This is a genomic window from Paenibacillus xylanilyticus (assembly GCF_047246825.1).
GTDB lineage: Bacteria > Bacillota > Bacilli > Paenibacillales > Paenibacillaceae > Paenibacillus > Paenibacillus xylanilyticus_B.
In genome coordinates this window covers 473138-496216 of the sequence record NZ_JBFOLB010000003.1, presented here as the reverse complement: position 1 = coordinate 496216, position 23079 = coordinate 473138, and the positions used below count along the sequence as shown (strand labels likewise).

At 48.3% G+C, this 23079-nt stretch carries 19 protein-coding genes; 13 read left to right on the top strand and 6 right to left on the bottom strand.

Features of this window, described 5'->3' with window-relative positions; genetic code table 11:
* Nucleotides 1-501: 501 nt before the first annotated feature.
* Together AB3N00_RS21555 and AB3N00_RS21550 are read left to right on the top strand one after the other, a co-directional pair.
* Nucleotides 502-1095, top strand: a complete 594-nt coding sequence (locus tag AB3N00_RS21555) for an ANTAR domain-containing response regulator (protein WP_413036417.1) — start codon at nt 502-504, stop codon at nt 1093-1095.
* Nucleotides 1096-1113: 18 nt separating this feature from the next.
* Nucleotides 1114-2190, top strand: a complete 1077-nt coding sequence (locus AB3N00_RS21550; protein WP_413036416.1) for an anthranilate phosphoribosyltransferase — start codon at nt 1114-1116, stop codon at nt 2188-2190.
* A gap of 8 nt (nt 2191-2198) precedes the next feature.
* Here the strand turns inward: AB3N00_RS21550 and AB3N00_RS21545 are convergent, their stop codons facing one another.
* On the bottom strand, nt 2199-2711 hold the full coding sequence (locus AB3N00_RS21545; RefSeq protein WP_175397085.1) for an acyl-CoA thioesterase: 513 nt from the start codon (nt 2709-2711) through the stop codon (nt 2199-2201).
* A 207-nt stretch (nt 2712-2918) separates the two neighbouring features.
* Entirely contained in the window at nt 2919-3542 is a 624-nt protein-coding gene (locus AB3N00_RS21540) for an acetate uptake transporter (RefSeq protein WP_413036415.1), read from the bottom strand.
* Between the two features lie 696 nt (nt 3543-4238).
* On the opposite strand from AB3N00_RS21540, the gene AB3N00_RS21535 reads away from it, so the two are divergent.
* Nucleotides 4239-4415: an aspartyl-phosphate phosphatase Spo0E family protein gene (locus AB3N00_RS21535; RefSeq protein WP_413036414.1), complete on the top strand. Its 177-nt coding sequence runs from the start codon at nt 4239-4241 to the stop codon at nt 4413-4415.
* 130 nt (nt 4416-4545) lie between these two features.
* On the opposite strand, the gene AB3N00_RS21530 is transcribed toward AB3N00_RS21535, so the two are convergent.
* Nucleotides 4546-5475: a response regulator gene (locus AB3N00_RS21530; RefSeq protein WP_413036413.1), complete on the bottom strand. Its 930-nt coding sequence runs from the start codon at nt 5473-5475 to the stop codon at nt 4546-4548.
* Between the two features lie 434 nt (nt 5476-5909).
* Here AB3N00_RS21530 and AB3N00_RS21525 point away from each other — a divergent pair, with 434 nt between their 5' ends.
* A complete protein-coding gene (locus AB3N00_RS21525) occupies nt 5910-7352 on the top strand; it encodes an alanine/glycine:cation symporter family protein (RefSeq protein WP_413036412.1) in 1443 nt (480 codons plus the stop codon).
* A 139-nt stretch (nt 7353-7491) separates the two neighbouring features.
* Here the strand turns inward: AB3N00_RS21525 and AB3N00_RS21520 are convergent, their stop codons facing one another.
* A complete protein-coding gene (locus AB3N00_RS21520) occupies nt 7492-8334 on the bottom strand; it encodes a methyl-accepting chemotaxis protein (protein WP_413036411.1) in 843 nt (280 codons plus the stop codon).
* Nucleotides 8335-8621: 287 nt separating this feature from the next.
* Between AB3N00_RS21520 and AB3N00_RS21515 the strand changes: the two genes are divergently transcribed.
* A complete protein-coding gene (locus tag AB3N00_RS21515) occupies nt 8622-9314 on the top strand; it encodes a Crp/Fnr family transcriptional regulator (protein WP_413036410.1) in 693 nt (230 codons plus the stop codon).
* Between the two features lie 127 nt (nt 9315-9441).
* Here the strand turns inward: AB3N00_RS21515 and pepT are convergent, their stop codons facing one another.
* Entirely contained in the window at nt 9442-10680 is a 1239-nt protein-coding gene (pepT, locus tag AB3N00_RS21510) for a peptidase T (RefSeq protein WP_413036409.1), read from the bottom strand.
* Between the two features lie 544 nt (nt 10681-11224).
* Here pepT and AB3N00_RS21505 point away from each other — a divergent pair.
* From AB3N00_RS21505 to AB3N00_RS21485, 5 genes are all read left to right on the top strand, one after another.
* Nucleotides 11225-12259: an NADH:flavin oxidoreductase/NADH oxidase gene (locus AB3N00_RS21505; protein ID WP_413036408.1), complete on the top strand. Its 1035-nt coding sequence runs from the start codon at nt 11225-11227 to the stop codon at nt 12257-12259.
* Between the two features lie 345 nt (nt 12260-12604).
* A complete protein-coding gene (locus AB3N00_RS21500; RefSeq protein ID WP_413036407.1) occupies nt 12605-13027 on the top strand; it encodes an SRPBCC family protein in 423 nt (140 codons plus the stop codon).
* A 207-nt stretch (nt 13028-13234) separates the two neighbouring features.
* Nucleotides 13235-16300 carry an ATP-binding protein gene (locus AB3N00_RS21495; protein WP_413036406.1) on the top strand — a complete coding sequence of 1022 codons (3066 nt, stop codon included), beginning with the start codon at nt 13235-13237 and terminating at the stop codon, nt 16298-16300.
* Nucleotides 16301-16413: 113 nt separating this feature from the next.
* Nucleotides 16414-17577: a response regulator gene (locus AB3N00_RS21490; RefSeq protein ID WP_413036405.1), complete on the top strand. Its 1164-nt coding sequence runs from the start codon at nt 16414-16416 to the stop codon at nt 17575-17577.
* A 19-nt stretch (nt 17578-17596) separates the two neighbouring features.
* Nucleotides 17597-18946, top strand: coding sequence for a cryptochrome/photolyase family protein (locus tag AB3N00_RS21485; RefSeq protein WP_413036404.1), 1350 nt, complete (start codon nt 17597-17599; stop codon nt 18944-18946).
* On the opposite strand, the gene AB3N00_RS21480 is transcribed toward AB3N00_RS21485, so the two are convergent.
* On the bottom strand, nt 18900-19643 hold the full coding sequence (locus AB3N00_RS21480; protein WP_413036403.1) for an HTH domain-containing protein: 744 nt from the start codon (nt 19641-19643) through the stop codon (nt 18900-18902). The two genes, AB3N00_RS21485 and AB3N00_RS21480, sit on opposite strands and share 47 nt — an antisense overlap.
* Before the next feature lie 134 nt (nt 19644-19777).
* Here AB3N00_RS21480 and AB3N00_RS21475 point away from each other — a divergent pair, with 134 nt between their 5' ends.
* From AB3N00_RS21475 to AB3N00_RS21465, 3 genes are all read left to right on the top strand, one after another.
* Nucleotides 19778-20263, top strand: coding sequence for a GyrI-like domain-containing protein (locus tag AB3N00_RS21475; protein WP_175396892.1), 486 nt, complete (start codon nt 19778-19780; stop codon nt 20261-20263).
* A gap of 213 nt (nt 20264-20476) precedes the next feature.
* A complete protein-coding gene (locus AB3N00_RS21470) occupies nt 20477-21652 on the top strand; it encodes an acyltransferase (RefSeq protein ID WP_175396891.1) in 1176 nt (391 codons plus the stop codon).
* A 422-nt stretch (nt 21653-22074) separates the two neighbouring features.
* Nucleotides 22075-22200, top strand: coding sequence for a hypothetical protein (locus AB3N00_RS21465; protein WP_413036402.1), 126 nt, complete (start codon nt 22075-22077; stop codon nt 22198-22200).
* The last annotated feature ends 879 nt before the right edge of the window (nt 22201-23079 follow it).

Genomic DNA, 23079 nt, shown 5'->3' with positions numbered 1-23079 from the left:
ATGCATACGCATCCCTTGCTCCGAGATTGCAAAACAGGCTTCATTGCCGTTTCAACCAGCTACGCCGTTGTAACTGTGATCGATTCAAATATGGAGTTGTTATGGCCTAACTATAAAAGATCCTTCCTCCCATGTCAATATAGTTAACATAAAAAAGTATTTGAAATTTGAAGTTAATTATGTTTACATGTGTGTAATGGAAATAAGAGCCGAACGACGAACGGACGGATCGAACCTTAGCGCACAAACTTATATTACGAAGGTTATAGAGAGAAGAAGCATACTAAAAGCGGCAAGTAAACAGTACGGAACTTAGGAAGAGAGCCCTTTACACAGTATAGTGATCCGGCATATGTGTTACCGAAATGCATAATCAAGTTCAAATTTGTATATTTTCACCTTAAGATATTGTTAGGTTATATGACATCTGATCGTGCTGATACGTTTAGATGCTTAAGTTAACTAATTCTGTCTATGCATTAAGGGAGGGATTGATCCATCATGCGATCTTTATTGGTCATCCGTGTAGAACCAACGATAGCTGCCTCATCCGATGCAATCCCTCTTACACCTGAGAGACTGCTTGGGGCAAACGGGTACCATGTGCAGGTGACAGACAGCGAAACAGAAGCTGTGAAACTGTCTGCTGAAGCAGAGGCATCCATCCTGCATCTGTCACTGTCCGATGTGGAATATTGGGTACGCTGCCTGGGAAAGGGGAAAACGAACACGCCATTGTTATGGTGGTGCGCACCGGATACAGCCTCTTCCTCAGTAGAATCTTGCGAGCTGGAAGCTTCATTGGACGGAATACTGACCCCATCCATGATCGGGCCTGAAATTCACTGGACACTGCATTTTGCAGCCAAGCGGTGCATGGAACGCAAGCAGTGGGAGCAGGAGCGGAAACAGCTGCAGTCCCGGCTTGAAGATCGGAAATGGATTGATATGGCGAAGGCTATTTTATGTGATTTGAAGCAGATCTCCGAATCGGAAGCTTACGATCTGTTACGCAAGAGAGCGATGGATGAACGCAAACGAATGGTGGATGTAGCGACGGCAATTGTAAAGGCGCATCAGCTGCTCCAGTCTTAATCGAAAGGAGGACGCATCATGGACATGTCTGAGATTCTCAGGGAGGTAGGACGTGGAAAACGCGGTTCGCGTGATCTGAATTATGCCGAGGCGCTGTCTGTTGCCGAGCATATTCTGAGACAGGAGGTATCGCCTGCTCAGACAGCTGCTTTTCTGATGGCGGAACGGATGAAGATGGAAAATGTCGAGGAGCTGGAAGCCTTCGTCCATGCATGCCGGAACAGTACAGATCGCCTGTCCGTATTTCAGGATGGACTCGATTGCGCAGGCCCTTATGACGGACGAACCAAATCGTTTATGGCTACTTTTCCGGTAGCCTTTGTATTGGCAGCAGCCGGGGTTCCGGTGACATTGCACGGAAGTGAGCCTTTACCGCCCAAGTGGGGGGTAACCTTGTCTATGCTGCTGAGGGAATCGGGTATTGATACAACGAAAATGGATCGGGAGGATGCCAGGATTGCTGCGCAGAGGACAGATGTCATGTATGTGTCTTCTGAAGAATGGTGTGCTCCGCTTCGGCAGCTGAGACCTTTGCGTGAAGAACTGGGCTTCCGTACGGTTTTTAATACAGCTGAGAAGCTGATTGATTTTAACCATTCGCCTTATCTTGTTTTCGGTGTATTTCATAATACGTTTCTGGATCGGATTGCGAAGCTGCTAACCCGCTTTGAATACCGCCGGGCTTACGTGGTACAGGGGATGGAAGGTTCGGAAGACCTGTATATTGACCGACCTACACGTGTTTATGCTGTGGAAAACGGGGATACGAGACTGGAATTGGTGGACCCTGCAGCTTACGAGCTGGATATACCTGTACCCGAGGTGGCATGGACGGCTGCCAAGCAGCTGGAAGTGGCAGAATCGGTGCTGAGCGGAGAGGGGCATATCGCCTTTGTCAACCAGGTCTTGCTGAACGCTGGCTTCCGACTGTATGTGACAGGCCGCGTTGGTTCGATTGAAGAGGGCGTATACACCTGCCAGAGTCTGCTTGAGAGCGGAGCGGCGTATCGGAAGTATCAGCAATGGACTGTCTCCATGGGCGGAGAACTGCCGGATAGTAGAGCAGTGTCCACATATCCGGCTACATCCAGATAATGTTTTAATTACTCCCAAGGATAGGTAACGGTAAGGAAGTCAGCGAATTTTTTGCTCTCTTCCCGCCGCTGCTTCCGCATGGCCGCCCGATCCGGAGCGGTCTCGTATAGTTTCTTCTCTTCTTCCGTCTCCGGAATGATCCGGGGAACGATGAGTTTGCGATTATTTTCATCCAAGGCCACAAAGGTCAGAAATGCCGTTGCGGCAATCTTTTTCTCCCCTGTCTTCAAGTCCTCGCGAATAACCTTCACAAAAATCTCCATGGAGCTGCGTCCCGTCCAGGTTGCGAATGATTCCAGCGTGACGGAATCCGTTGGATTAATGGGATACAGAAAATCGACTGAATCGGTTGAAGCCGTTACTGTATTTACCCGGCATAGTTTGGAAGCAGCGATGGATGCAATGTCATCAATGTAAGACATCAGCTTGCCGCCAAATAAAGTGTTGTGGTTGTTAACATCCGTCGGGAATACCCGTGCGGTCTTGAAACAGCGTGTTTCACGTACATATTTCTTCTCCACCTGTTCAGACTCCGTAGGTTGGGGTATTTCTCTCATTTTTCTTCCTCCTGACCCCATGGCTGCTGCGTCTTTGCAGATCTGTGCCAGGTCTATCATCTATTGGTGTTATTCCTAGTATAGGTGCCCTGCAAACTCATATTCAAACATCATTGCCAAAAAAACCGCCAGGCGCGGACCGGCGCGCGGGCGGTTTGGTATTGCAATATATTAAGCCTTGGCTTTGAAGATGCCGGACGGTTTGCCGATAGGCAGAAACGTATAGCCAAAGTGAGCATTCAGTACCGAAGCTCCAGTGCCGTAGAGTGACACGATTCCAATACCCAATTCTGCATACGCTGCAATGGTATGGAAGATATGAGGAGCCACGCCGAAAGCATCAAACGTCAGGCCAAGGAACAGGAAGTCAATCAGAATGAAGATGATGAGCAGTACTTTGTTGGCTTCCACAGCGCCCAGCGTCATGAATAAAGTGAACACGAGGTATCCGGCAAAAGCAAATCCGAGCTGCTTGCCATCGGCCTGTTCTGCCAGAGTGGAACCAAACACGCCCATTTTAATCAGCCAATTGGCACCCATCGCAAACCAGAAAAATGCGTATGCACCAAAAGCGGTTGTGCCAAATGTATTGTTGCGTTTGGAGTCTTGGATACAGGCGAACAGCTGTGCAAATGCTCCCAGGAAGATTGCCCACGGGATCGCGTAGCTGAGTCCGTCCGTAATTCCGAGTTTCTGGGAGGAAGCGACCAGGGTCACGATAGCCAGCCCAAATAATCCCATCGCGCTGGGATCGGCGTTTATGATTTTAACTTGAGTCCGTGAATCGGTTTGCATGGTGTTGATGAGCCTCCAATGATATCAAATCAGGATGGTATACAGGATACGATCCTCTATAAACTTTCGTATCCGCCGGGTCCGGACACACACATCGCCCTATTGTACCTGAATGGCCCGGTTATGAAAAGGAATTTGTTCACCTTGGAGAGAGGAAAAGATCTGCTGTTAAGACTATGTTAGAAATCAATGGCAGCTAACTGCGGCATCATCTCCTAATGCACAGACGGCCACAACTGTAATTGCTGATCGCGCTCCAGACGAATAGAGTACCATGTGGAATGGATCAATGAAATTGTTTCAGTAACAAGTGAAGTGATCAAAATAAAGGTTACTCAATAATCCGATAATCTGATCGATTGGGCATCTCTCTATAGCATACAGGCTAACCTCTACTGGTTAGCTTGCATACATGAGAGGTGTTTATTTATCGTACATTTTCCAAAATACACAATAAAGACACAATCTAGTGAAGAGTAGGCGATCGAATGAAAACATGGATGCACAAATAGCACATGATCTGCATAAAAGGCATAGTATCGCGGCTTTTTCATCTTGATGCGATCATCCACATTCATGGCTTTCAAAATCTGGGGGAGAATACAAAACATCCATGCCGACTATGCCAAATGTTAATCCAACTATAGATTGACAGTAAAAACTAAAATATAACACAGAAATAAGGAGGTCACGGGCATGGTTATGAGTTTGGAGTTGAAAAATCAAATCGAGAAAGCCAGACATAACCTTCATATGTTGGTAGAACGTCACGAGGGTGGGCTTGGGCATCCGGATGTCATAAGGCAGTCCATGGCATTGGATGAGTTGATCAACGAATACAATCGAATGAATCGAAGCCAGACAAGAAATTAAAGATTCCTATATCGGGACAACTATAGATGAGTACATACGACGAATGCGGGCATGAACATAACGGGAAGGACAGCATCCATAGCTGCTGCATTCCTGTTCATTCATGCCCGCATGCGTTTTGGGGACTATTTCAATGTAAAATCCGTTTGGCTTCCATGTACAGCACTTGGACAAACTTTTTGGTGTTAATTCGGGTTTGGGACAGGGAAGGCTCCACATTGTTTTGCAGCTCCAGCATTTTCTTGCGAATCTCGGTGAAGTCGAAGAACTTCGATGCGTAATTCTCAAACTTGGGATGCGTATAATCCGTCAATCCCAGTGAGACCACATGACTTAATGTCTGGAATATCGCCCGGCGGACACGCTGCTCGGAAGCCTTGACCTCTTTGGTGATCTCCGTAGCGGAGGCATCCGTTCCCAGCTTGCGAATAGCTATATTCTGAAAGATATCCTTGAGCGACGGAAACATGTACGGGGACAGTGTCTGATCCTCTGTTTCGATCTGCTCCAGATATTCCAGCATGTCCAGCAGATCCTTGCTGCCCGCTTCCCCGATCATGCCCATCTCGGACAGAAGGAAATGTCCTGCTGTTGCAATTGTTTTGCTCGGAACAGGTGCAGCATGACGTCCGGCAGATGGAAGCCCGGTTAATCCCTGCAATGTTCGCTGAATATCCTGAATGGATTGCTGCATACGCAGACGTTCATCAACCAAACGCAGGACGGACAGAATCTCCAGCCGATTAATCGGCTTCGTAATGTAGTATTCAATGCCGAGCGAATAGGCTTCGCCAATCATGCTTTTCGATTCAATCTGCGAGATCATAACAATCCTGCCTTCAAACCTTCCTTCCAATGCCCGTACGGTCTGAATCCCGTCCCGATGGGGCATGAGCAGATCAATCAGAAGCACATCCACCTTGTGCAGTTCGAGCAGTTCCGCATGAATGTGAGCGCCATCCTCCGCTTCTCCGGCAATCTCGCCCAATCCCTCGTCTTCAATAATATCCATCAGCATGGAACGAACGCCAGGATCATCATCCACGATAAAATAACGCATAGTATCCTCCTTTCTCCTCACCGGATGTCTTTTGGCCCCATGTATGTTGCAGACGGAGTAACCGTCGCGATCGTGGTTCATTTTTCTTCCTATCATACTTCGTAGTTCACTTTCTGCATAGAAGCCCTCGTCCAATTAAAAAGAACAATATGTCAGATAAAGTAACAGAGTTTCACTGAATTCTGTCCATTCACAAAAAAAATACAATGTTGGATGTAGGTATATGTCGGTTTTCGTAGATATGACTGTAGTATAGGTAACATCCGACTGGAATGGCCATTGAATATGTGAAATGGTACAAACGCCGATTCGAACGAGCCGTTATCACTTCAAAATTATGCAATGGATCCCATATGCAATAGTATGGAGATTTTACGCTCAGACATGTAGCTGGGATGCTGTTTAACAATATACGAATTGGAGAGGTAATCCTGATGGAGCAAACAATACAAGATATTGTCGTTATTTTCAACGATTTTTTATGGTCCAAGCTGTTAATTATACTGCTGGTTGTATGCGGGATTTACTTCACCACCAAGACCCGTTTCATGCAGTTCCGCATGATCGGAGATATGGTTAAAGTGCTGACTGAACCCAAGAGCAAGGAAGCAGGCAAGATTTCGCCGTTTCAAGCGTTCTGTATCAGCATGGCTGCCCGTGTGGGAACGGGGAATATCACGGGAATTGCACTGGCTATTGCCCTTGGGGGACCGGGGGCTGTGTTCTGGATGTGGGTCATTGCCATCATTGGATCAGCCTCCAGTTTTGTGGAGAGCACGCTGGCACAGATTTATAAGGTTAAGGATAACGGAGGCTTCCGCGGGGGTCCGGCCTATTACATGGAACGTGGATTGGGCAAACGCTGGATGGGGGTATTGTTTGCAATCCTCATAACACTATCGTTTGGTCTTGTCTTTAATGCTGTGCAGTCCAATACCATTACCGTGGCATTCCAAAACTCGTTCGGGTTGGATCGGTTGACGGTAGGTATTGTTATGGCGGTAATCTTTGCCGGAATTATTATGGGCGGCGTGAAACGTATTGCCAAGGCGTCCGAATATATCGTTGTTGTCCTCGCTGTGCTGTATATCGGGGTGGCTGCATTTGTTGTGCTGGCGAATATCACTCAGCTTCCGGCAATGATTGTGTTGATCGTAAAAAATGCCTTCGGCATTGAACAGGTGGCTGGTGGTACATTGGGTGCTGCACTAATGAACGGCGTCAAGCGGGGCTTGTTCTCCAATGAGGCAGGAATGGGTAGTGCGCCTAATGCAGCGGCAACGGCAGATACAACACATCCGGTGAAACAAGGGCTTATTCAGGCTTTTGGCGTACTGACCGATACACTTGTCATTTGTACAAGCACAGCCATGATTATCTTGCTGTCAGGGGTATACAAAGGTTCCAATCTGGGAGGCATCGAATTGACCCAGGCAGCATTAAGTATGCACATCGGTTCCTGGGCCTCCGGATTTTTGGCCGTGATGGTATTCCTGTTTGCCTTTAGTACACTCATCGGGAATTATTATTATGGGGAGACCAACATTGAGTTTATCAAGTCCAATAAGATGTGGCTGTGGGTGTACCGAATCTGCGTCATCGCAATGGTATTGTTTGGTGCTGTAGCAAAAGTGCAGTTGGTCTGGGATCTTGCTGATCTCTTCATGGGACTGATGGTAGTCGTCAATCTGATTGCCATTCTCATGTTGTCCAAAGTGACGTTTGAAGCGCTGAAGGATTACAAAAAACAGAAGGCGGAGGGGCATGACCCCGTCTTTACCCGTGACCGTATCCGTATTCCGGGCGAGGTGGAATGTTGGGAATCTGAGGCTGATGCGAAGGGGAACCCAAAAATGGAGATTGCGAAGCAAGCTTAGGGAACCTGGCATGTAAATGCTTGATATGATATAAAATAAGATTGAAAAACAGGACGCCAGTAATGCCCTGATCGGGTTCACGGCGTCCTGTTTAAATTTGGTTTATACCTCAGGTTACATATGAATGTTGGGAACAAGCTTACTTGGTATGAACAGAGTAGCTGATAAGCTGGTCTGCCAGCATCTTCATGCGATCGCCAGTTTCATTCAGTTTCTCAATGACATCCGTGAAGGAGGAGACAAGGGTAGCCTGCTCTTGGGAAGAAGCAGCAATCTGCGAAACTTCCACTTCCATTTGTTTGATAACCTGTTGAACATCTTTTAGACTGATATCGATATCGCTAGTGGCCTGCTTCGCATCTACAGAGAGTTTGCGTACCTCAGAAGCGACAACGCCAAAGCCTGCACCGGCCTCGCCTACGCGGGCAGCTTCGATTGCGGCATTGAGTCCAAGGAGGTTGGTTTGTTCGGAGATTTCACGAATGAACCCGGCCACCTTGTTGATTTGGGAAGAGTTTTGAACAGCAAGACGTGTGTTCTCCAGGATCTGTTCACTAGTTGCCTGCAATTCTTCGGCATGAGCGGCAACGTGCTGTACCATCTCCACCAGGTTGCTATTAATCGATTGATTTTCCTGGATAATGGCTTCAAGCTGATTCTGGTTGGATTGATCGTAGGACACACAGAAAATGGCAGCAACCTCGTTATTGTCATCAAAGATAGGGATATTCAGAATATCCAGCTCGATCCCATAGACTTCCGCAGGCAGGTGGGTGAGTGAAGCTTCACGTCCATTGGTCAGAGCGGTAAAGTTTTTATAATCATCGAGCAGCGGCTCCCCTGCATTGAAACCGAGATTAAATTTCTCAGTGGGGACTGCGTACAAGACTTTCTCATGATCATACACGGTCAAACCGGCTGGTTCCCTAAGAATCAGACTAATATAAGGCATAACTTTCAGAAGTGCATCTACAACATTCATGGCGTCGAACCATCCTTTCTGTATTCCAATTTGTGAGTGGATTCAAAAACGTACATAATGCTCTATCTATCATCGGATAAGAGTGCGCTATCATTAACTGTATTTTTAAATAAAATAATGACGAATTACGGACGAAGTCTTGAAAATTTCCCATGTAAAATGATTTATTGGATATAAGTGCTAGTTGTAACTGTTTTTATATCAAGATATTTGTGCAGACGGATATCGAAATTGGGACATATGTCCATTTCTATGGATTAAATACTTGGGTGGGGGGGTTACCGGGAATGAGAGAAATCATGGACTTTGGGCGAATGCGTCAGCTTGCGCGTGAACATGGCCTGGATCAGGTGCTGGACGAGCCTGCACTCGCTGAATTAAGACTGTTGGAAGCCTCCAAGGGTGAAATGATATGTGCCAAGGGAGAACGGCCGGAACGATTCTATATTCTCGTAGAAGGTAAACTCAAGATCTATACAACACTTCCCAATGGAAAGTCCTTGCTGCTCCGGTTTAGTACACCCCCTGCACTTGTAGGTGATCTGGAGCTGGTCAATGGGAAGGAAGCCAAAAATACGGTTGAATCCGTCAATAAAAGCCTGCTGCTCGGCGTGAGCTATCGTTATCTTCAGAATACCTATGCGGAAAATCCGAAGTTTCTCCATTTTATGCTTAGTCATGTTACCCATAAGCTGTACACCTTCTCCAACCTGTCAAGCTTGAATCTGCTGTACCCCGTGGAAAGCCGGTTTGCCAGCTACCTGTTGTCAACGATGGAACAAGGTGAACAGGTTACGGAAGAGATCCAAACTTCCAAGCTGACTGAGCTGGCAGATATGCTGGGTACCAGCTACAGACATTTGAACCGGGTGATCCATGATCTCTGTGATCGGCAGATCATTCGGAAAGAACAGCGCAAGATCGTCATCTGTAATCTGGAGCAGCTGCGTCAGATTGCCGGGGGGAATATGTACGAATGAAATGTTGTTTTCTATGTGCGGGTCCAGCTCTTCGAGTAAATTGCAAAGAGCACCCTGATGCCTTAAGCAAAAGGGTGCCTCGCCTTCGTTTGTTGAACAAGTCGTTATGAGATTTGGTGCAATTCTGTTAGATATCTCCGCGGTCTTCGAATAATTGGGCGATTTCCACAATGACACGGGTGGCCTTCACCATGTTGTCGACGGATACATATTCGAATTTGCCATGGTAATTTTCACCGCCAGTGAAGATGTTCGGTGTAGGCATGCCCATATACGAGAGCTGGGATCCATCGGTTCCTCCCCGAATGGGACGAATGATGGGTTCAATATCCAGACGGGTCATCGCTTCGTGTGCAATATCAACAATTTGGCGTACAGGCTCAATTTTTTCCCGCATATTGTAGTACTGATCATTCAGCTGTACGGTAATGCTTTTCTCTCCGTACTTGGCTTTGAGTTCTTCCGCAACCTTCAATACATAAGCTTTGCGCTCTTCAAACTTCTCCCGATCAAAATCGCGAATGATATAGCTCAGCTGCGTCTGCTCCACATCGCCTTCGATAGACAGAAGGTGATAGAAACCTTCATACCCCTCCGTAAATTCAGGTGCCTCTTCCGCAGGCAGACGGCGGTTAAACTCCATGGCAATTTTGGCCGAATTCACCATTTTGTTTTTGGCTGTTCCAGGGTGCACATTCGTACCTCTGACCGTAATTTTGGCTGCAGCCGCATTGAAGCTCTCGTACTCCAGTTCTCCGAGTGGTCCACCATCTACGGTGTAGGCATATTTGGCTCCAAAAGCAGGCACATCGAACTTGTGCGGCCCACGCCCAATCTCTTCATCAGGAGTGAAGGCCACCCGGATTTTTCCGTGTTTGATCTCGGGGTGATCGATCAGGTAGGCCATCGCTGTCATAATCTCGGCAATGCCTGCCTTATTGTCCGCACCCAGCAATGTTGTGCCATCCGTTGTCATGAGGGTATGGCCTTTGTATTCACGCAGTTCCGGGAAGTCGGTGGTAGACAGTACCACATCCAGCTCCTGATTTAACACAATATCTTGACCATCATAGTTGTCGATAACCTGAGGTTTGACATTTTTGCCTGTAAAGTCGGTGGCTGTATCCAGGTGAGCGAGGAAACCAATCACTGGAACGTCCTTGTCCGTGTTGGATGGCAGGGTAGCCATGACATAACCGTTCTCATCCATCGTTATATCCTGTAAGCCAATGGATTTGCACTCATTGACAAGGTATTCACCCAAGGCCAGTTGGCCAGGTGTTGAGGGGCAGGTTTCACTGCTTTCATCGGATTGAGTATCCATTTGAGCATAAGTCGTCAGTCGCTCGATTAAAATGTCTTTCACCATTGATCGCTCCTTTGGCTTGGGTTGATATATAAGTTGGATCACCAGTCTTACACCGAATAACTACGAGGTCAGAACAACCTTCTGATCGCTGTTATCCCCAGATTTTTTTGATTCTATATTTAAAAGGTGAAAATCCAGTGATAAAGGCGAGTTTATGCTTACGAAGTAGCTTTCTTTCAGAAAGCTTTTGGCTTCGCTTCTACAGGTTGTTTCTGCCCTCTCCGTTTTCGTGTAAGGGTTGATACATCTTATATTAGGTGGGGTATATTATCTCTTGTGTCGATAAGTGTATCATACCATGTTTTGGGCGTACTTCGCGCAAGGCACAAGTGGCAGCAGATGAAAGTTTAGGTATCAAAAAGGGTACTATGGCACAAAAATGTACGTACTTGTATTTGGGGGATGCTGCTTCATAATAAGGAATGATGGAAGGATTGGCGTAAGAGATTGTTGGCAAGAATGGGCTCCTGTTTTTCGATCTGGAAAACAAGTGGACTGCCTCAACATATATTAATAATATTGAATAGGAGATGTAACCAAAATGTCCGAGACTTTATTTTCCCCCTATCAGTTCAAGGGGCTTCAACTGAATAACCGTATAGTCATGGCACCCATGTGCCAATATTCCGTAACGGCCAAGGATGGTATCCCGAATGACTGGCATCAGGTTCACTACGTAAGTCGTGCCGTTGGGGGTACAGGACTGATCGTGATCGAGATGACTGATGTTGAACCGGATGGACGCATTACCGATCATGATCTGGGCATCTGGTCCGACGAACATATACCCGCTTTTGCCAAACTGGTAGAGGGCATGCATGCTCACGGCTCGAAAGTTGCCATTCAGATCGCTCATGCGGGACGAAAAGCAGAGGATGCAAAACAGCCGGTTGCTCCATCGGTGGTCACTTTCCCGGGAGAAGACTACCGGGAGCCGCGTGCGTTAACTACAGAAGAAGTAGAGGCCATGGTACAGAAGTTTGCGGATGGTGTCCGCCGTGCAGTACAGGCTGGAGTGGACGCGATTGAACTGCATGGAGCGCATGGATACCTCATTCACCAGTTCCATTCGAAGTTGATGAACCATCGGGAAGATGTGTACGGACAGGACCTGTCTCGTTTTGGCGTTGAGATCGTTCGTGCGGTGAAAAAGGAAATGCCGGAAGACATGCCGCTCATTATGCGCATTTCAGCAGTAGAGTACGCCGATGGTGGTTATGATATTGACCATACCATTGAAGTTGGTCGTGCCTATCAAGAAGCAGGCGTGGACATATTCCACATCAGCTCCGGCGGAGAAGGACCTGCAGGACAACGGAAACCGGGGAACTACCCAGGATATCAGGTTCCATTTGCCCGCCGTTTCCGTGAAGAATTGAACGTTCCTGTAATTGCGGTGGGATTGCTGGATGATTCAGCTCTGGCTCAAGCCGTTATTGGCAACGGGGATGCTGATCTGGTTGCAGTCGGCAGAGGCATGCTGCGCGATCCGTATTGGGCCAACCATGCGGCATTGGCACTGGGTGTCAGCAAGGATAAGGCAGCGATTGCCGAGCAATATTCCCGCGGATACTAATCGTACACTGCAGCATTTTGCAAAATGCTCACGGACCAGGTTTACAGGTTCCTAAGACAGGCCACAGCAAGGGTTAACCTTATGCTGTGGCCTGATTTTGCATGGGGGAAGCGTAGTGTATTCATGCACTTATGCACTTCGAGCGACCTCAAAACCAAACGGTTGGAATTCAATGGTTCAGAGCAGACTAACATAGGAATAACACACTTTTTATGCAATAGGCGCCAATTATAGGATGGGTTTGAGAGGAGTGTCAATGTAAAGATTCAGTTGTTAAATGAACACATTTGACACACATCCTCTCATCCCAAACAATGAGTAATATATATTTTAGGAGGCGATAGGATGGCATCATCATCAAGCGCACTGCCGGATATTCGGCAGCAATTAGTGCTCCATGCACCTGTGGAGAAAGTATGGAAGACAGTCTCGACAGCAGAAGGCATGGAAAGCTGGTTTATGCCCAGCAATCTGGAGCCGGTTGAGGGCCATGAATTCGTGCTGGAGGCCGGACCTTTCGGAAAATCACCCTGCCGGGTGACGGAAGTTCAGGCACCACACAAGCTGTCGTTTCAATGGGGCAAGGATTGGACACTTCGTTTCGAACTGGCTGAGCAGCCGGAAGGTACAGCCTTTACGTTGATTCACAGCGGATGGGATGCCGATAAACTCACTGAATTTGGACAGGCACATGCCATCGTGCGTGAACGGATGGAGCAGGGCTGGACAGGTATCGTACAGAAGCTGGCTCAGGTTGTGAGCCAATAATAGAGGACTGTCAGCGTTGATCAGGAGTATATTCTGGTTGATAAGCTGGCAGTTTTTTTTGTTTATGCAAAAATGTGATTCTTGTGGTTTCCTTCTATTTCCGTCAGCAGCAGAAACGTGTAACATGGATGATGAAGATAAACCGACAAAAACTGACGTCTATCGTCACGAGGCGGAAGGATTACATAGATGAGAAAACACTGGATCATGCTGACAATTAGTTTCATTTGTATCATTGTCTTTCCCGTTGGGTGGATCGTGCAAGGTATTGTATCCGAGCGCGGGAATCCGGTAGCCAAACAAGGCGTTATAGATTTGTCTAAATGGGATTTTAATAAAAAGGGTGCAGCGACATTGGACGGGACTTGGAATTTCTATCCTAATCAATTGCTAACCCCGATCGACTTCGAGGCAGATCTATCCGGGCGCAAACCACTTGGACCTGTCTCAGCAATCCAGGTTCCGGCTCGGTGGAACAAGTCGATGGGGGAAGCCCATGGATACGGAACATACCACTTGCGTGTCAGAATCAAACCCGGTTTCGAGAAAAATGACTATGGCATTCGTACCCAAAATATCCGTATGGCACACCGTATCTTCATCGATGGCAAAGAAATTGGCGGCAAGGGACTGCCTGGAGAAACAAGGGAAACGGATATCCAGTACAACCTACCCTTTACCGGATTCACCTCTATTGAGGGAGACCATGCGGACATTATCATTCAGGTTTCCAATTATTCATATTCCTCAGGGGGAATCGTCGCTTCCGTATTATTTGGAGATGAACATAGCATCCTGTACAGCCAGCAGAGGGATTGGCTTAAGGATCTGATGACCCTCTTCGGGTTTATTCTTCCTGCTGCGTTTTTCCTGCTTCTGTTCCTGCTGCGCCGGAGTGAGAAGGAACTTCGTTACCTGGGCTTGTTCAGTCTCTCGGGGGGGATGTACGCACTCACTCATGGGGAGAAACTGCTGGGTACTTTTGTACCATTTCTGCCAAATGATGAAATTCTAAGGCTTCAATTACTGAGTTCGGCATTTGCCTATTACTATCTGCTTCGCTATATGGATGCACTCGTTCCGGGTGCGATCCACAAAGGGTACGTCCGTCTGGGAGTAACACTGGTTATTGTGCAGAGCATCATTGGGCTTACTGTGTCTCCGGCCCTGTTCTCCCATCTGGAGCTGGCCATGCTGATGATTTCGCTCAGTGTCATCGTATACACCCTGAGAGCCATGTTCTATTGGTTGAAAAAACGGCCTAACGACAGCCATTACGTGCTGATCAGCATGATGAGCATCTTGATGGTCGTTATTCTGTATACCATTGGTGCATTTACGACGCAGGATACGACGTTTCTCGCGCTGTACGAGCTGTTATTGTTTGTTTTTGCTCAGATGATTCTTACCGCAATTCGGTTCGCACAGTCCTTCCGTGAAGTGGAGGCCTTATCCGAGCGTTTGCTTGTAATCGACAGTCTGAAGGATGAATTCATGGCCAACACATCTCATGAGCTGAGAACCCCGCTGCATGGCATCATTAATATCGCCCAGTCCATGCTGGAAGGCGCGGCAGGCGCAGTGACGCCGAAACAGGCCAGAAACCTGTCCATGATCACTTCAACAGGGAAAAGGCTTTCTCTGCTGGTTAACGACATTCTCGATTTCTCCAAGCTCAAGAATAGTGAAATTGAATTGAAACGGGAGGCCGTGGATCTGGAATCGGTTGCCCGCACAGTGGTTGAAGTATCGGGGTTCACCTTTGGAGACAAACCGATTGTATTAATCCAACAGTGGCCTTCCTCCCTGCCGCTTGTCGAAGCGGACGAAGATCGGCTGCGGCAAATTCTATATAATTTGATAGGTAATGCATACAAGTACACACAGCAAGGCGAAATACGGCTATACGCACGTGTTAATGGGGATCAAGTCAGGATGTCCGTGGCAGATACCGGAGTTGGCATTGCTCCCGAGAAGCTTGAGGATATATTCCAATCCTACGAGCAGGAAAATGGTACCGGTGAGAGAATCAGTGGGGGTACAGGGCTCGGTCTTAGTATTTCACGCAAGCTCGTAGAGCTGGGTGGAGGAAGGATCTGGGTTGAATCGGAACCGGGTAAAGGCTCGGTTTTTCATTTCACCCTGCCGGTTGCCAAGACAACTCTTCTTCATACCGGGCACAAGCCGGCTGCGGCAAGCTATGTAGCTGCACAACATACCCATGATACTGAAGTTATGCCTACAGAACTGGACGAGTTAGAAGAGAGTTTGGAAGCAGAGCATACCATTCTGATTGTGGATGATGATCCGGTGAACCGCCAGGTGCTGTTCAATCTGTTATCGACAGAGCGATATCGGGTCATATCTGCCGACAGCGGGGCAGCAGCCTTGAAGCTGCGAGAACAATACCCTGGAATTGATCTGGTTATCACCGACTGGATGATGCCGCGGATGTCCGGAATTGAATTATGCCGTAAGCTGCGAGAGCACAATTCCCTCTCGGAATTGCCAATTCTGATGCTGACGGCACGCGGATTGCCTGAAGATATCAGGCTGGGTTTCCAGGCCGGGGCGAACGATTTCCTGAGCAAGCCTGTGGATGCGGGGGAGCTGCGTGCCAGAGTACGTACCTTGATCGACATGCGAGCTTCTGTTCAGGGCGCAATTCGAACAGAAATGGCTTTTTTGCAGGCACAGATCAAACCGCACTTTTTATATAACGCACTTAATGTCATCATTGCGACCTGCGCTGTTAATCCTGACAAAGCTACGGATCTGTTGATTGAACTGAGTCACTACTTGCGTGGAAGCTTCGACTTCCAGAACCGGGATCAGCTGGTGCCGCTGTCCAAGGAACTTGAACTGGTCGAATCCTACGTACATCTGGAACAGGCCCGGTTTGAGGAGCGACTGGTGGTCAACTATGATATAGACCCTGATGCACGCATCTATGTGCCCCCGCTCAGTATCCAGCCGCTTGTTGAAAATGCCATCCGTCACGGTGTCATGGAGCGAGCCGCGGGTGGAACAGTGTCTTTGAGGATTGCCAGAGAAGACAATCGGGTGATCGTCCAGGTTGAGGATAATGGTGTGGGCATCCCTCCGGAGCGCCTGGCCCAGGTGAATTCGGGTCGAACGGAAGGGCCTGGAGGCGTAGGGCTGCAAAATATAAACCGACGTTTAGCAGCTCTGTATGGCGAAGGGTTGAATATTCAGAGTCATGTGGGCAAAGGAACGCAAATTCGTTTCCATATCCCTTTATCGAGAGGTTAATAATCTTCAAATTGTGCCGAGCCAGGTCATAATGGTTAACAGTTTAATGAGCGATGGATATACCTTGGGTATTGAGCTAAAGAAATAAGTAAGGGCAGGAGGCTGGGAGAACGGTGAGAGCCATTGTAATCGATGACGAGAAGCCAGCGCAGCTCCATCTGGAGCGCCTGTTACTGTCGGACGGACGGATTACACCCGTGCAATGTTTTTCAACAGCCCGTGATGGATTGGATTTTCTGGCAAAGGAACGCGTCAATGTCGTGTTTCTGGACATTGGCATGCCAGAGATGAACGGACTGGAAGCGGCTGAGTATATACAGCAACTGGATAATAACATTCGAATTATATTTGTAACCGCGTACGCGGATCATGCGGTTGAGGCATTTGAGCTGCACGCATTGGATTATGTATTGAAGCCGGTGAGCTCGGCAAGATTGCGCAAGACGATTGACCGGATTGCTTCCTGGATGTCTGCCATGCCTGAAATTGCAGTGACATCTGAAGTACAGGAACCAGGTGCAGAGGCTGCCCAGAGCGACGTCGAGTTACCCGGCCTGCTCACCTTTAAACATCTGGATATCTATAGAAGCTTGGGACCGGAAGCAACCAAACATAAGTGGAGGACTACGAAATCACAGGAGTTGTTTGCGTTTCTGTTTCACCATCGCGGAGAATGGGTAAGCAAAGAGATTCTGCTTGATAAGTTATGGGCTGACGTAACCCTGGAGAAGGGCTTAACCCATCTGCATACATCGGTATACCAAATCCGCAAACTGCTGAAGGAATGGAGCATGACAGGTAAACTGGAGTACAACATGAACCGCTATCGTTTGCTGCCGGGTAACTTGGTCAGCGATGTGGAGCAGTTTGAGCTGGGTGTGGGGTATGCCGAGGTTACGCCGGATAATGTGGAAGATCTGCGGGAAATCGTATTGTTATATCGTGGAGATTATCTAGAAGAACATGATTACCAATGGTCGCAAGCGAAAGCCCGTGAGTTAAGGCGCAAATATATAAGATTGGTCATGGATCTTGCCGATTGGAACATGAAGCATGAACGTGGCAAAGATGCGATTGAGCAATTGTTGGAGTTACAAGAACGGGAGCCTTATGCCGAAGACATTTGCCGATTAATGATGAGGGTATATGCATCCATGGGTGATGGCCAAGCCATACTCAAACTATATTCATCGTTTGCGAGGACTCTCTTGGAGGATCTGGGGCATCAGCCGGAACCGGAGACAAGTCGTCTCTTTCATGAATTGACGGCGAAGTAAGCAGAGGCCAGGCGGGAGGATGTCAGTGAAACTATTCATACATCGCAAAGATTTGCGTACGGATGATCTGAATGCATTTGATTATTTGCGGAACCAGGATGATGAGAGCTTGCATTTGTTCATCTATGACCCCTTTTTGCTGCGGCAGGGCCGCGAGAAGGATCACAGCGGTATCAACTTTCTGAGGCATGCAGCCGGGCTTGGCAGACAGTACCGGGAAGCGGGCAAGACGCTGCATCTGGCACACGGCAAGCCGGCAGAAGTCGTGGATTACATTTTGGGACAAATGGAAGGTCTTATTGATGAAGTCGTTGTACATCGTGACATGACACCTTATGCAATCGACAGGGATCGCACCATACGCAAAGTCACTGAAGGATACCAGGTCGCATTCACGCAGCTGACCGATCATCTGCTGATTGATCTTCCGCGGTTCGCTGATTTTACGGGAAAATCGGAGCCTTATAAAGTGTTTGCTGCATTTCACAGACGCTGGGTGGAGTTTATGAATGAATTCCCCAATCCTCCTTCAGCCTTATCGGTGGCCGATGTGAAGGTGAGTAATCAATGTATAGAGTGGCCGGAGGCATTCCGGGTACCCGAAGAGCTGCTGGATGTTGAGCCGGTGGAAGATCCTCATGTGCTGCTGGATGGTTTCCTGAAGGAGCGCATTGCGGAGTATGGGGAACATCGGGATGAATACGAGGCGTATGAGCCTAGTCATCTTAGCTCCTATGTGTCGGTAGGTGCAGTGTCGATTCGCAAGATGTATGAGGCAGCTTACCGAACGGAGCAGTCGGAGGAATGGATCAGACAGTTGTGCTTCCGCGACTTCTACCTGTATCGTGCGGTATACGAGAGTCACTATTTTACATATGAAAAGGTATACGATCTGTCGCTGCTAAGTGAGTATCACTTCGAACGTTGGTGCAAGGCGGAAACAGGTATCCCGATTATTGATGCTGCGATGACAGAACTAAATGAGACAGGACGCATGCCGAACCGGCTACGTATTCTGACAGCGATGTTTCTTACCAAAAACCTGCAGTGTCCGTTTACACGGGGCGAGGCCTATTTCAGGCGCAAACTGCTGGATTACGACAACATCCAGAATCGGGGAAACTGGTTATGGTGCGCTTCACTCGGCGAGAATGCGGCTCCGTATTTCCGGGTGAACAACCCTGTAACACAGTCGGAGAAGTATGATCCTCAAGGAGATTATATCCGCAAATGGCTGCCGGATCTGAAGGATTTGCACAGCAAGGACATTCATCAGCCCCGCCAAGATGCGATTGTAGATCTGAAAGCATCCAGACAGGCGGCTATTGAGGTCTATAAACAAATTCTGGCGAGCCGTCAGAAGGATTAGAATCACGCAATGGAATGTGCATGTTCATGCTGGAGGAATCACCGGATTCCCGGATCTCCAAGGCGTAGGCCAAGAGGTCGGGTTCCAAGCCACGCTGCCGCAGCTTATCCATGAGCAGGAGGTGCGTTTGATCGATCTCTGCCCGATCCGGATCCCCCTGATGTGTATACACGGCATATTCACGGGTTGGAAGGATAATACCGACCATGCCTTCCGGCACGTCGTGGAAGTGGGAGACCTCCACTCCGGCAATATAGTGATAGAGGCGTGTACGGCTCAGGGATACGCCCGTCTTCACCCCCGTCCTGATTTGGCGGGGGATTTCGTGTTGTCTGCGGCCCAATTCCACCCACAGCTTGGGAATCATTACTTTTGCCATATATACTGCTGTAAAAGGAGCCTGGAACTCAAGGCCAATTACATAGGTCTGCGGCCGTATAATCCGTTGGAATGGATCTGAGCTGACGATTCGTTGCCCTGTTATGCCGGCTGTTCGGTTGGCGGATTGCAGCAGGGAATATCCTCCTCGTCGCCCGGGCTCTGCGTATAAGGGCACGCCCATTCCACTAAGCTCATGTAAATATCGGAGCATGGTGCGATAAGAAACTCCGAATTCAGCAGCCATCTCATCCACGGTGAACGTTGGTTTGTCATACACTCGCATCATGAGTTCAATCAAACGCTGGGTTTTGGTCATACGCAGTCCACCTCTGAACAAGTTGTTTTATACTGACAGATTTTGTCACTATTTTAGTATAAAATAGAGTCAGGAATCACGACAACAGGATCAGCTTGAAGAAGAGAAGAAAATGATTGAAAGGGTGAGAAGGTATGGAACATGTCAATACTTCCATGTTGGTGCATAAGGAGGCAGCGACCGTTATCGGTTTGAAATGGGAAGGGACTTTCGCTGAAGCAGGGGCAGGGGGCATACGTGTTGTGCAAACGGAGTTCAAGCATCGTCTGCATGAGATCAGCGATGTACTTTACCCGCAGGAGCTTCTGGGATTGTCATATCATACGACAGATACAGGATTTGTTCATTATGTTGCAGTCGAGGTTGGCGAAGGTGGATTATCAGCTGTTCCATCTGGAATGGTGAAGGTTGATGTCCCGGCACATGATTATGCCAAGTGCAGTCATGCCAAAGGACAGAGTGTGGAGGCTTCCTATAATCGCATCTATACCTGGATCAAGGATCAGGGCCATACCGTGTCAGACGGTCCGCTTACACACTATGAAGTATATCCGATGGATCAGGACCCATATGATCCGGAGCCTGAGTTTACCATTTTAATCCCAGTGAACCAGAAATAATTGCTGTAGAGGCAGCAGCCCCGGAAGACCGCATTGCAGCGGTCTTTTTTACATTTATAGACATGAAAATAGTGTGAAATCTACTGAAAATTTAGGAATTGTTAAGAAAATGGACTACCCATCTTAAGCATTATGCCTTTTAATAGATAGTGAGCTTATCGTACTAAGTCATATCTGACATATTGACGAACACATTAAGGAGAAACGCTAAACATGAGTGAGACAATCAAAAGAGAGCGAATACCGGAGCTGAATCTGGTGCGTGCCATGGCGATTATCGGCGTGCTGTGTGTGCATTCCACTTCCTACGCGACGGTGGACATGACAGGTTCGGGATATTACTGGCTGTACAATTTTATTAATATCTTTATGAAATATGGTACGCCAACTTTTATTTTCATGAGCAGCTTCGTGTTGTTCTATAACTATTATTCTCGTCCTCTGGACAAGAAACTGGTCAGCAATTTTTACAAAAAGAGATTCGTGTATATTCTGCTGCCGTATTTCCTGTTTTCCCTGTTCTACTTTATCATTTTGCATGTGACACATTATCAAGGCCGTCCATTTGGTGAATCTGCCGTCAGCTTCATTACCAAGCTGTTCACGGGTAAGGCGTATACGCATCTGTACTTTGTATTTATCAACATGCAATTCTATCTGTTATTCCCGCTGGTGCTGTGGCTGCTGAAGAAGTATCCTTCGGTGGTCAAATGGTCGGTACCGATCGGATTGCTCATTCAATGGGCATTTATCGTAAGCAACAAATATGGATTCCAGGTACCGAACAAGGGAAGCTGGGCCTTCTCGTACTTCTCCTATTTCATGCTGGGAGCATTCATTGGAGTCTATTTTCCGAAGATCAAGCAATGGTTTGTCATCAGTCGTGAAAATGCGACCAAAGGCCGCGTAGCATCCTGGATTGTGTTATGGGCTGTCTGGATTGCTGCAGGACTGGGACATGTATACATTTATTATCTGCTTCGTATGAAAATTGCCACGTACAACACGCTATGGTATGAATTTTTCTGGAATCTGCATACTTTTGCTTGTGCGCTCGTACTGATCCAGATCGCATATCTGTTGTACCGCAAGGGGCCTGCGCTGATTGCCAAGCCGCTTAATCGGCTTGGGGCGCTGTCCTTCGGCATTTATCTGATTCATCCATTTTTCTTGCTGTTGTATCGGGAATTTCCGCCGCAAACCGGGGTGTCCTGGCTGGTTCACCTGTGGTATGCCGGAGGCTTTGCCGTAGCACTGTTCGCTTCATGGATCGTGGTTGGGCTGACCGCAAGGTTCGTTCCGTTTGCCTGGGTTATTTTCGGCAATCTTCCAAAACCGAAACCGCGTATCGTTCCGCAACAGAATTCGGGCCAACTCGACGTTCGTTAAGAGGAATTGCATACCATATAGGAATAATAAACCGTTTCTTGGTCGACCCTTAGGGTTGAGCGGGGAACGGTTTTTTTCATATGATTTATGAGCATCAGGTGGGAACGAGTGTTTCTTTATCATGTGCCTGGGGTAATGAGAAGGCGGAACACAATTCAATTATTGAATAAGTCACAATAAGTTTGAATACTAAATTTCACTTTAACGAAGTGGGCAGAAGAAACCTGGGGAAGCGAAGCGCTCGCCTTTATCACCAGATTTCACCCTTTAAAAGGGGATCAGGAAATCAGGGGATAACAGCGATCGGAAGGTTATTTTGACAGCGTAGTGTATAGTGAAAATTCATTTGTTCAACAGGTAGAGACTTTAAGAACAGGATCAAGGTGAGAAGAATGACAACATGTGAACAATGCGGGAAACCGATGCAAGATATATTGGAATATGTGGAACACATCCTTCACGAATGCAGCGGACAGACACCGGAGTACAATACGGATGGCTATCAGGCGCAGACACAGGGGTATGAGTGCGTCCGCGAGCAGATGTGATACAATAGAAAGAAACCGGATTCATACGGAACCGAGGTGACAACATGGAGACGGGCTCGGCCCCTTTCCGGCAGGGAATGACGGAACATGAAGCGCAACAGACCAAGACATGCATGTATTGCGGGCAAAAGCGTCCGTTGTCCGAATTCCGGCGCAGAACCGGAAAGCGGGCGGGTCCCGGATCCAGACGAGGGGCTTGTCGCCTTTGCCGTCAGCGAGGTGGACAGGTTAACGGCCACGACATCTCAGAGCAGCAGAATCAGAGTCAGCCCATTCGGACACAGAGACTGAAAACAGAGCCGGGCGGAGCAGTTGTAATCCCGGCAAGCAAAGTGGTAACTACTGAGGCTGTTGTTACACAGGATATGAAGGCTAAATCGTTATCTTCAGATATCCCGGAGCCTTCTTCAGGGAGTCGGAAGAAAAGAAGAAGGAGACGAAAAGCCAAGCCTCAGGAGGCACAGCCAGGCCTTGAGCAATCTGAGCAGATCACGGAGGCAAGAACGGAACCTCAGGCAGGACGTGATCCGGATGTGGCTGTGCACACGAGTCCAAGTGTGCGTGCTAACCAGACCGACGCAAAGGCGACTGCGGCGGTTAATGGGGATTTGCTGCCGGAAGCTCCGCAGGACCCGGCAGCGGGAACAGCGGCTGCGGGTCAGCAGATCGCAGCCGGGCGCAAACGCAAGCGGCGCCGCAAGCGCTCGGCGCCGCCTGGCGCTGGCACTGGACCGGACCGCATCACGGTCAAGTCCGATGTGCCAGCGGTGGGCGACCGTGGCGCTGCCGCTACGGTCGACATGCCTTTGGCGGCAGCAGCACAGCCTGCCGCCCCGGGGCTGGATCCCGGCCAAGCAGCACATGCTGTGGCCGGGACAG

Bases quoted from the DNA above. Each gene is read 5' to 3' on its own strand.
- AB3N00_RS21470 (WP_175396891.1), top strand. From the start codon at position 20,477: ATGAGTGAGACAATCAAAAGAGAGCGAATACCGGAGCTGAATCTGGTG.
- AB3N00_RS21500 (WP_413036407.1), top strand. From the start codon at position 12,605: ATGGCATCATCATCAAGCGCACTGCCGGATATTCGGCAGCAATTAGTG.
- AB3N00_RS21525 (WP_413036412.1), top strand. From the start codon at position 5,910: ATGGAGCAAACAATACAAGATATTGTCGTTATTTTCAACGATTTTTTA.
- AB3N00_RS21475 (WP_175396892.1), top strand. From the start codon at position 19,778: ATGGAACATGTCAATACTTCCATGTTGGTGCATAAGGAGGCAGCGACC.
- AB3N00_RS21485 (WP_413036404.1), top strand. From the start codon at position 17,597: ATGTCAGTGAAACTATTCATACATCGCAAAGATTTGCGTACGGATGAT.
- AB3N00_RS21550 (WP_413036416.1), top strand. From the start codon at position 1,114: ATGGACATGTCTGAGATTCTCAGGGAGGTAGGACGTGGAAAACGCGGT.
- AB3N00_RS21540 (WP_413036415.1), bottom strand. From the start codon at position 3,542: ATGCAAACCGATTCACGGACTCAAGTTAAAATCATAAACGCCGATCCC.
- AB3N00_RS21520 (WP_413036411.1), bottom strand. From the start codon at position 8,334: ATGAATGTTGTAGATGCACTTCTGAAAGTTATGCCTTATATTAGTCTG.
- AB3N00_RS21505 (WP_413036408.1), top strand. From the start codon at position 11,225: ATGTCCGAGACTTTATTTTCCCCCTATCAGTTCAAGGGGCTTCAACTG.
- AB3N00_RS21530 (WP_413036413.1), bottom strand. From the start codon at position 5,475: ATGCGTTATTTTATCGTGGATGATGATCCTGGCGTTCGTTCCATGCTG.
- AB3N00_RS21555 (WP_413036417.1), top strand. From the start codon at position 502: ATGCGATCTTTATTGGTCATCCGTGTAGAACCAACGATAGCTGCCTCA.
- AB3N00_RS21535 (WP_413036414.1), top strand. From the start codon at position 4,239: ATGGTTATGAGTTTGGAGTTGAAAAATCAAATCGAGAAAGCCAGACAT.
- AB3N00_RS21495 (WP_413036406.1), top strand. From the start codon at position 13,235: ATGCTGACAATTAGTTTCATTTGTATCATTGTCTTTCCCGTTGGGTGG.
- AB3N00_RS21465 (WP_413036402.1), top strand. From the start codon at position 22,075: ATGCAAGATATATTGGAATATGTGGAACACATCCTTCACGAATGCAGC.
- AB3N00_RS21515 (WP_413036410.1), top strand. From the start codon at position 8,622: ATGAGAGAAATCATGGACTTTGGGCGAATGCGTCAGCTTGCGCGTGAA.
- AB3N00_RS21480 (WP_413036403.1), bottom strand. From the start codon at position 19,643: ATGACCAAAACCCAGCGTTTGATTGAACTCATGATGCGAGTGTATGAC.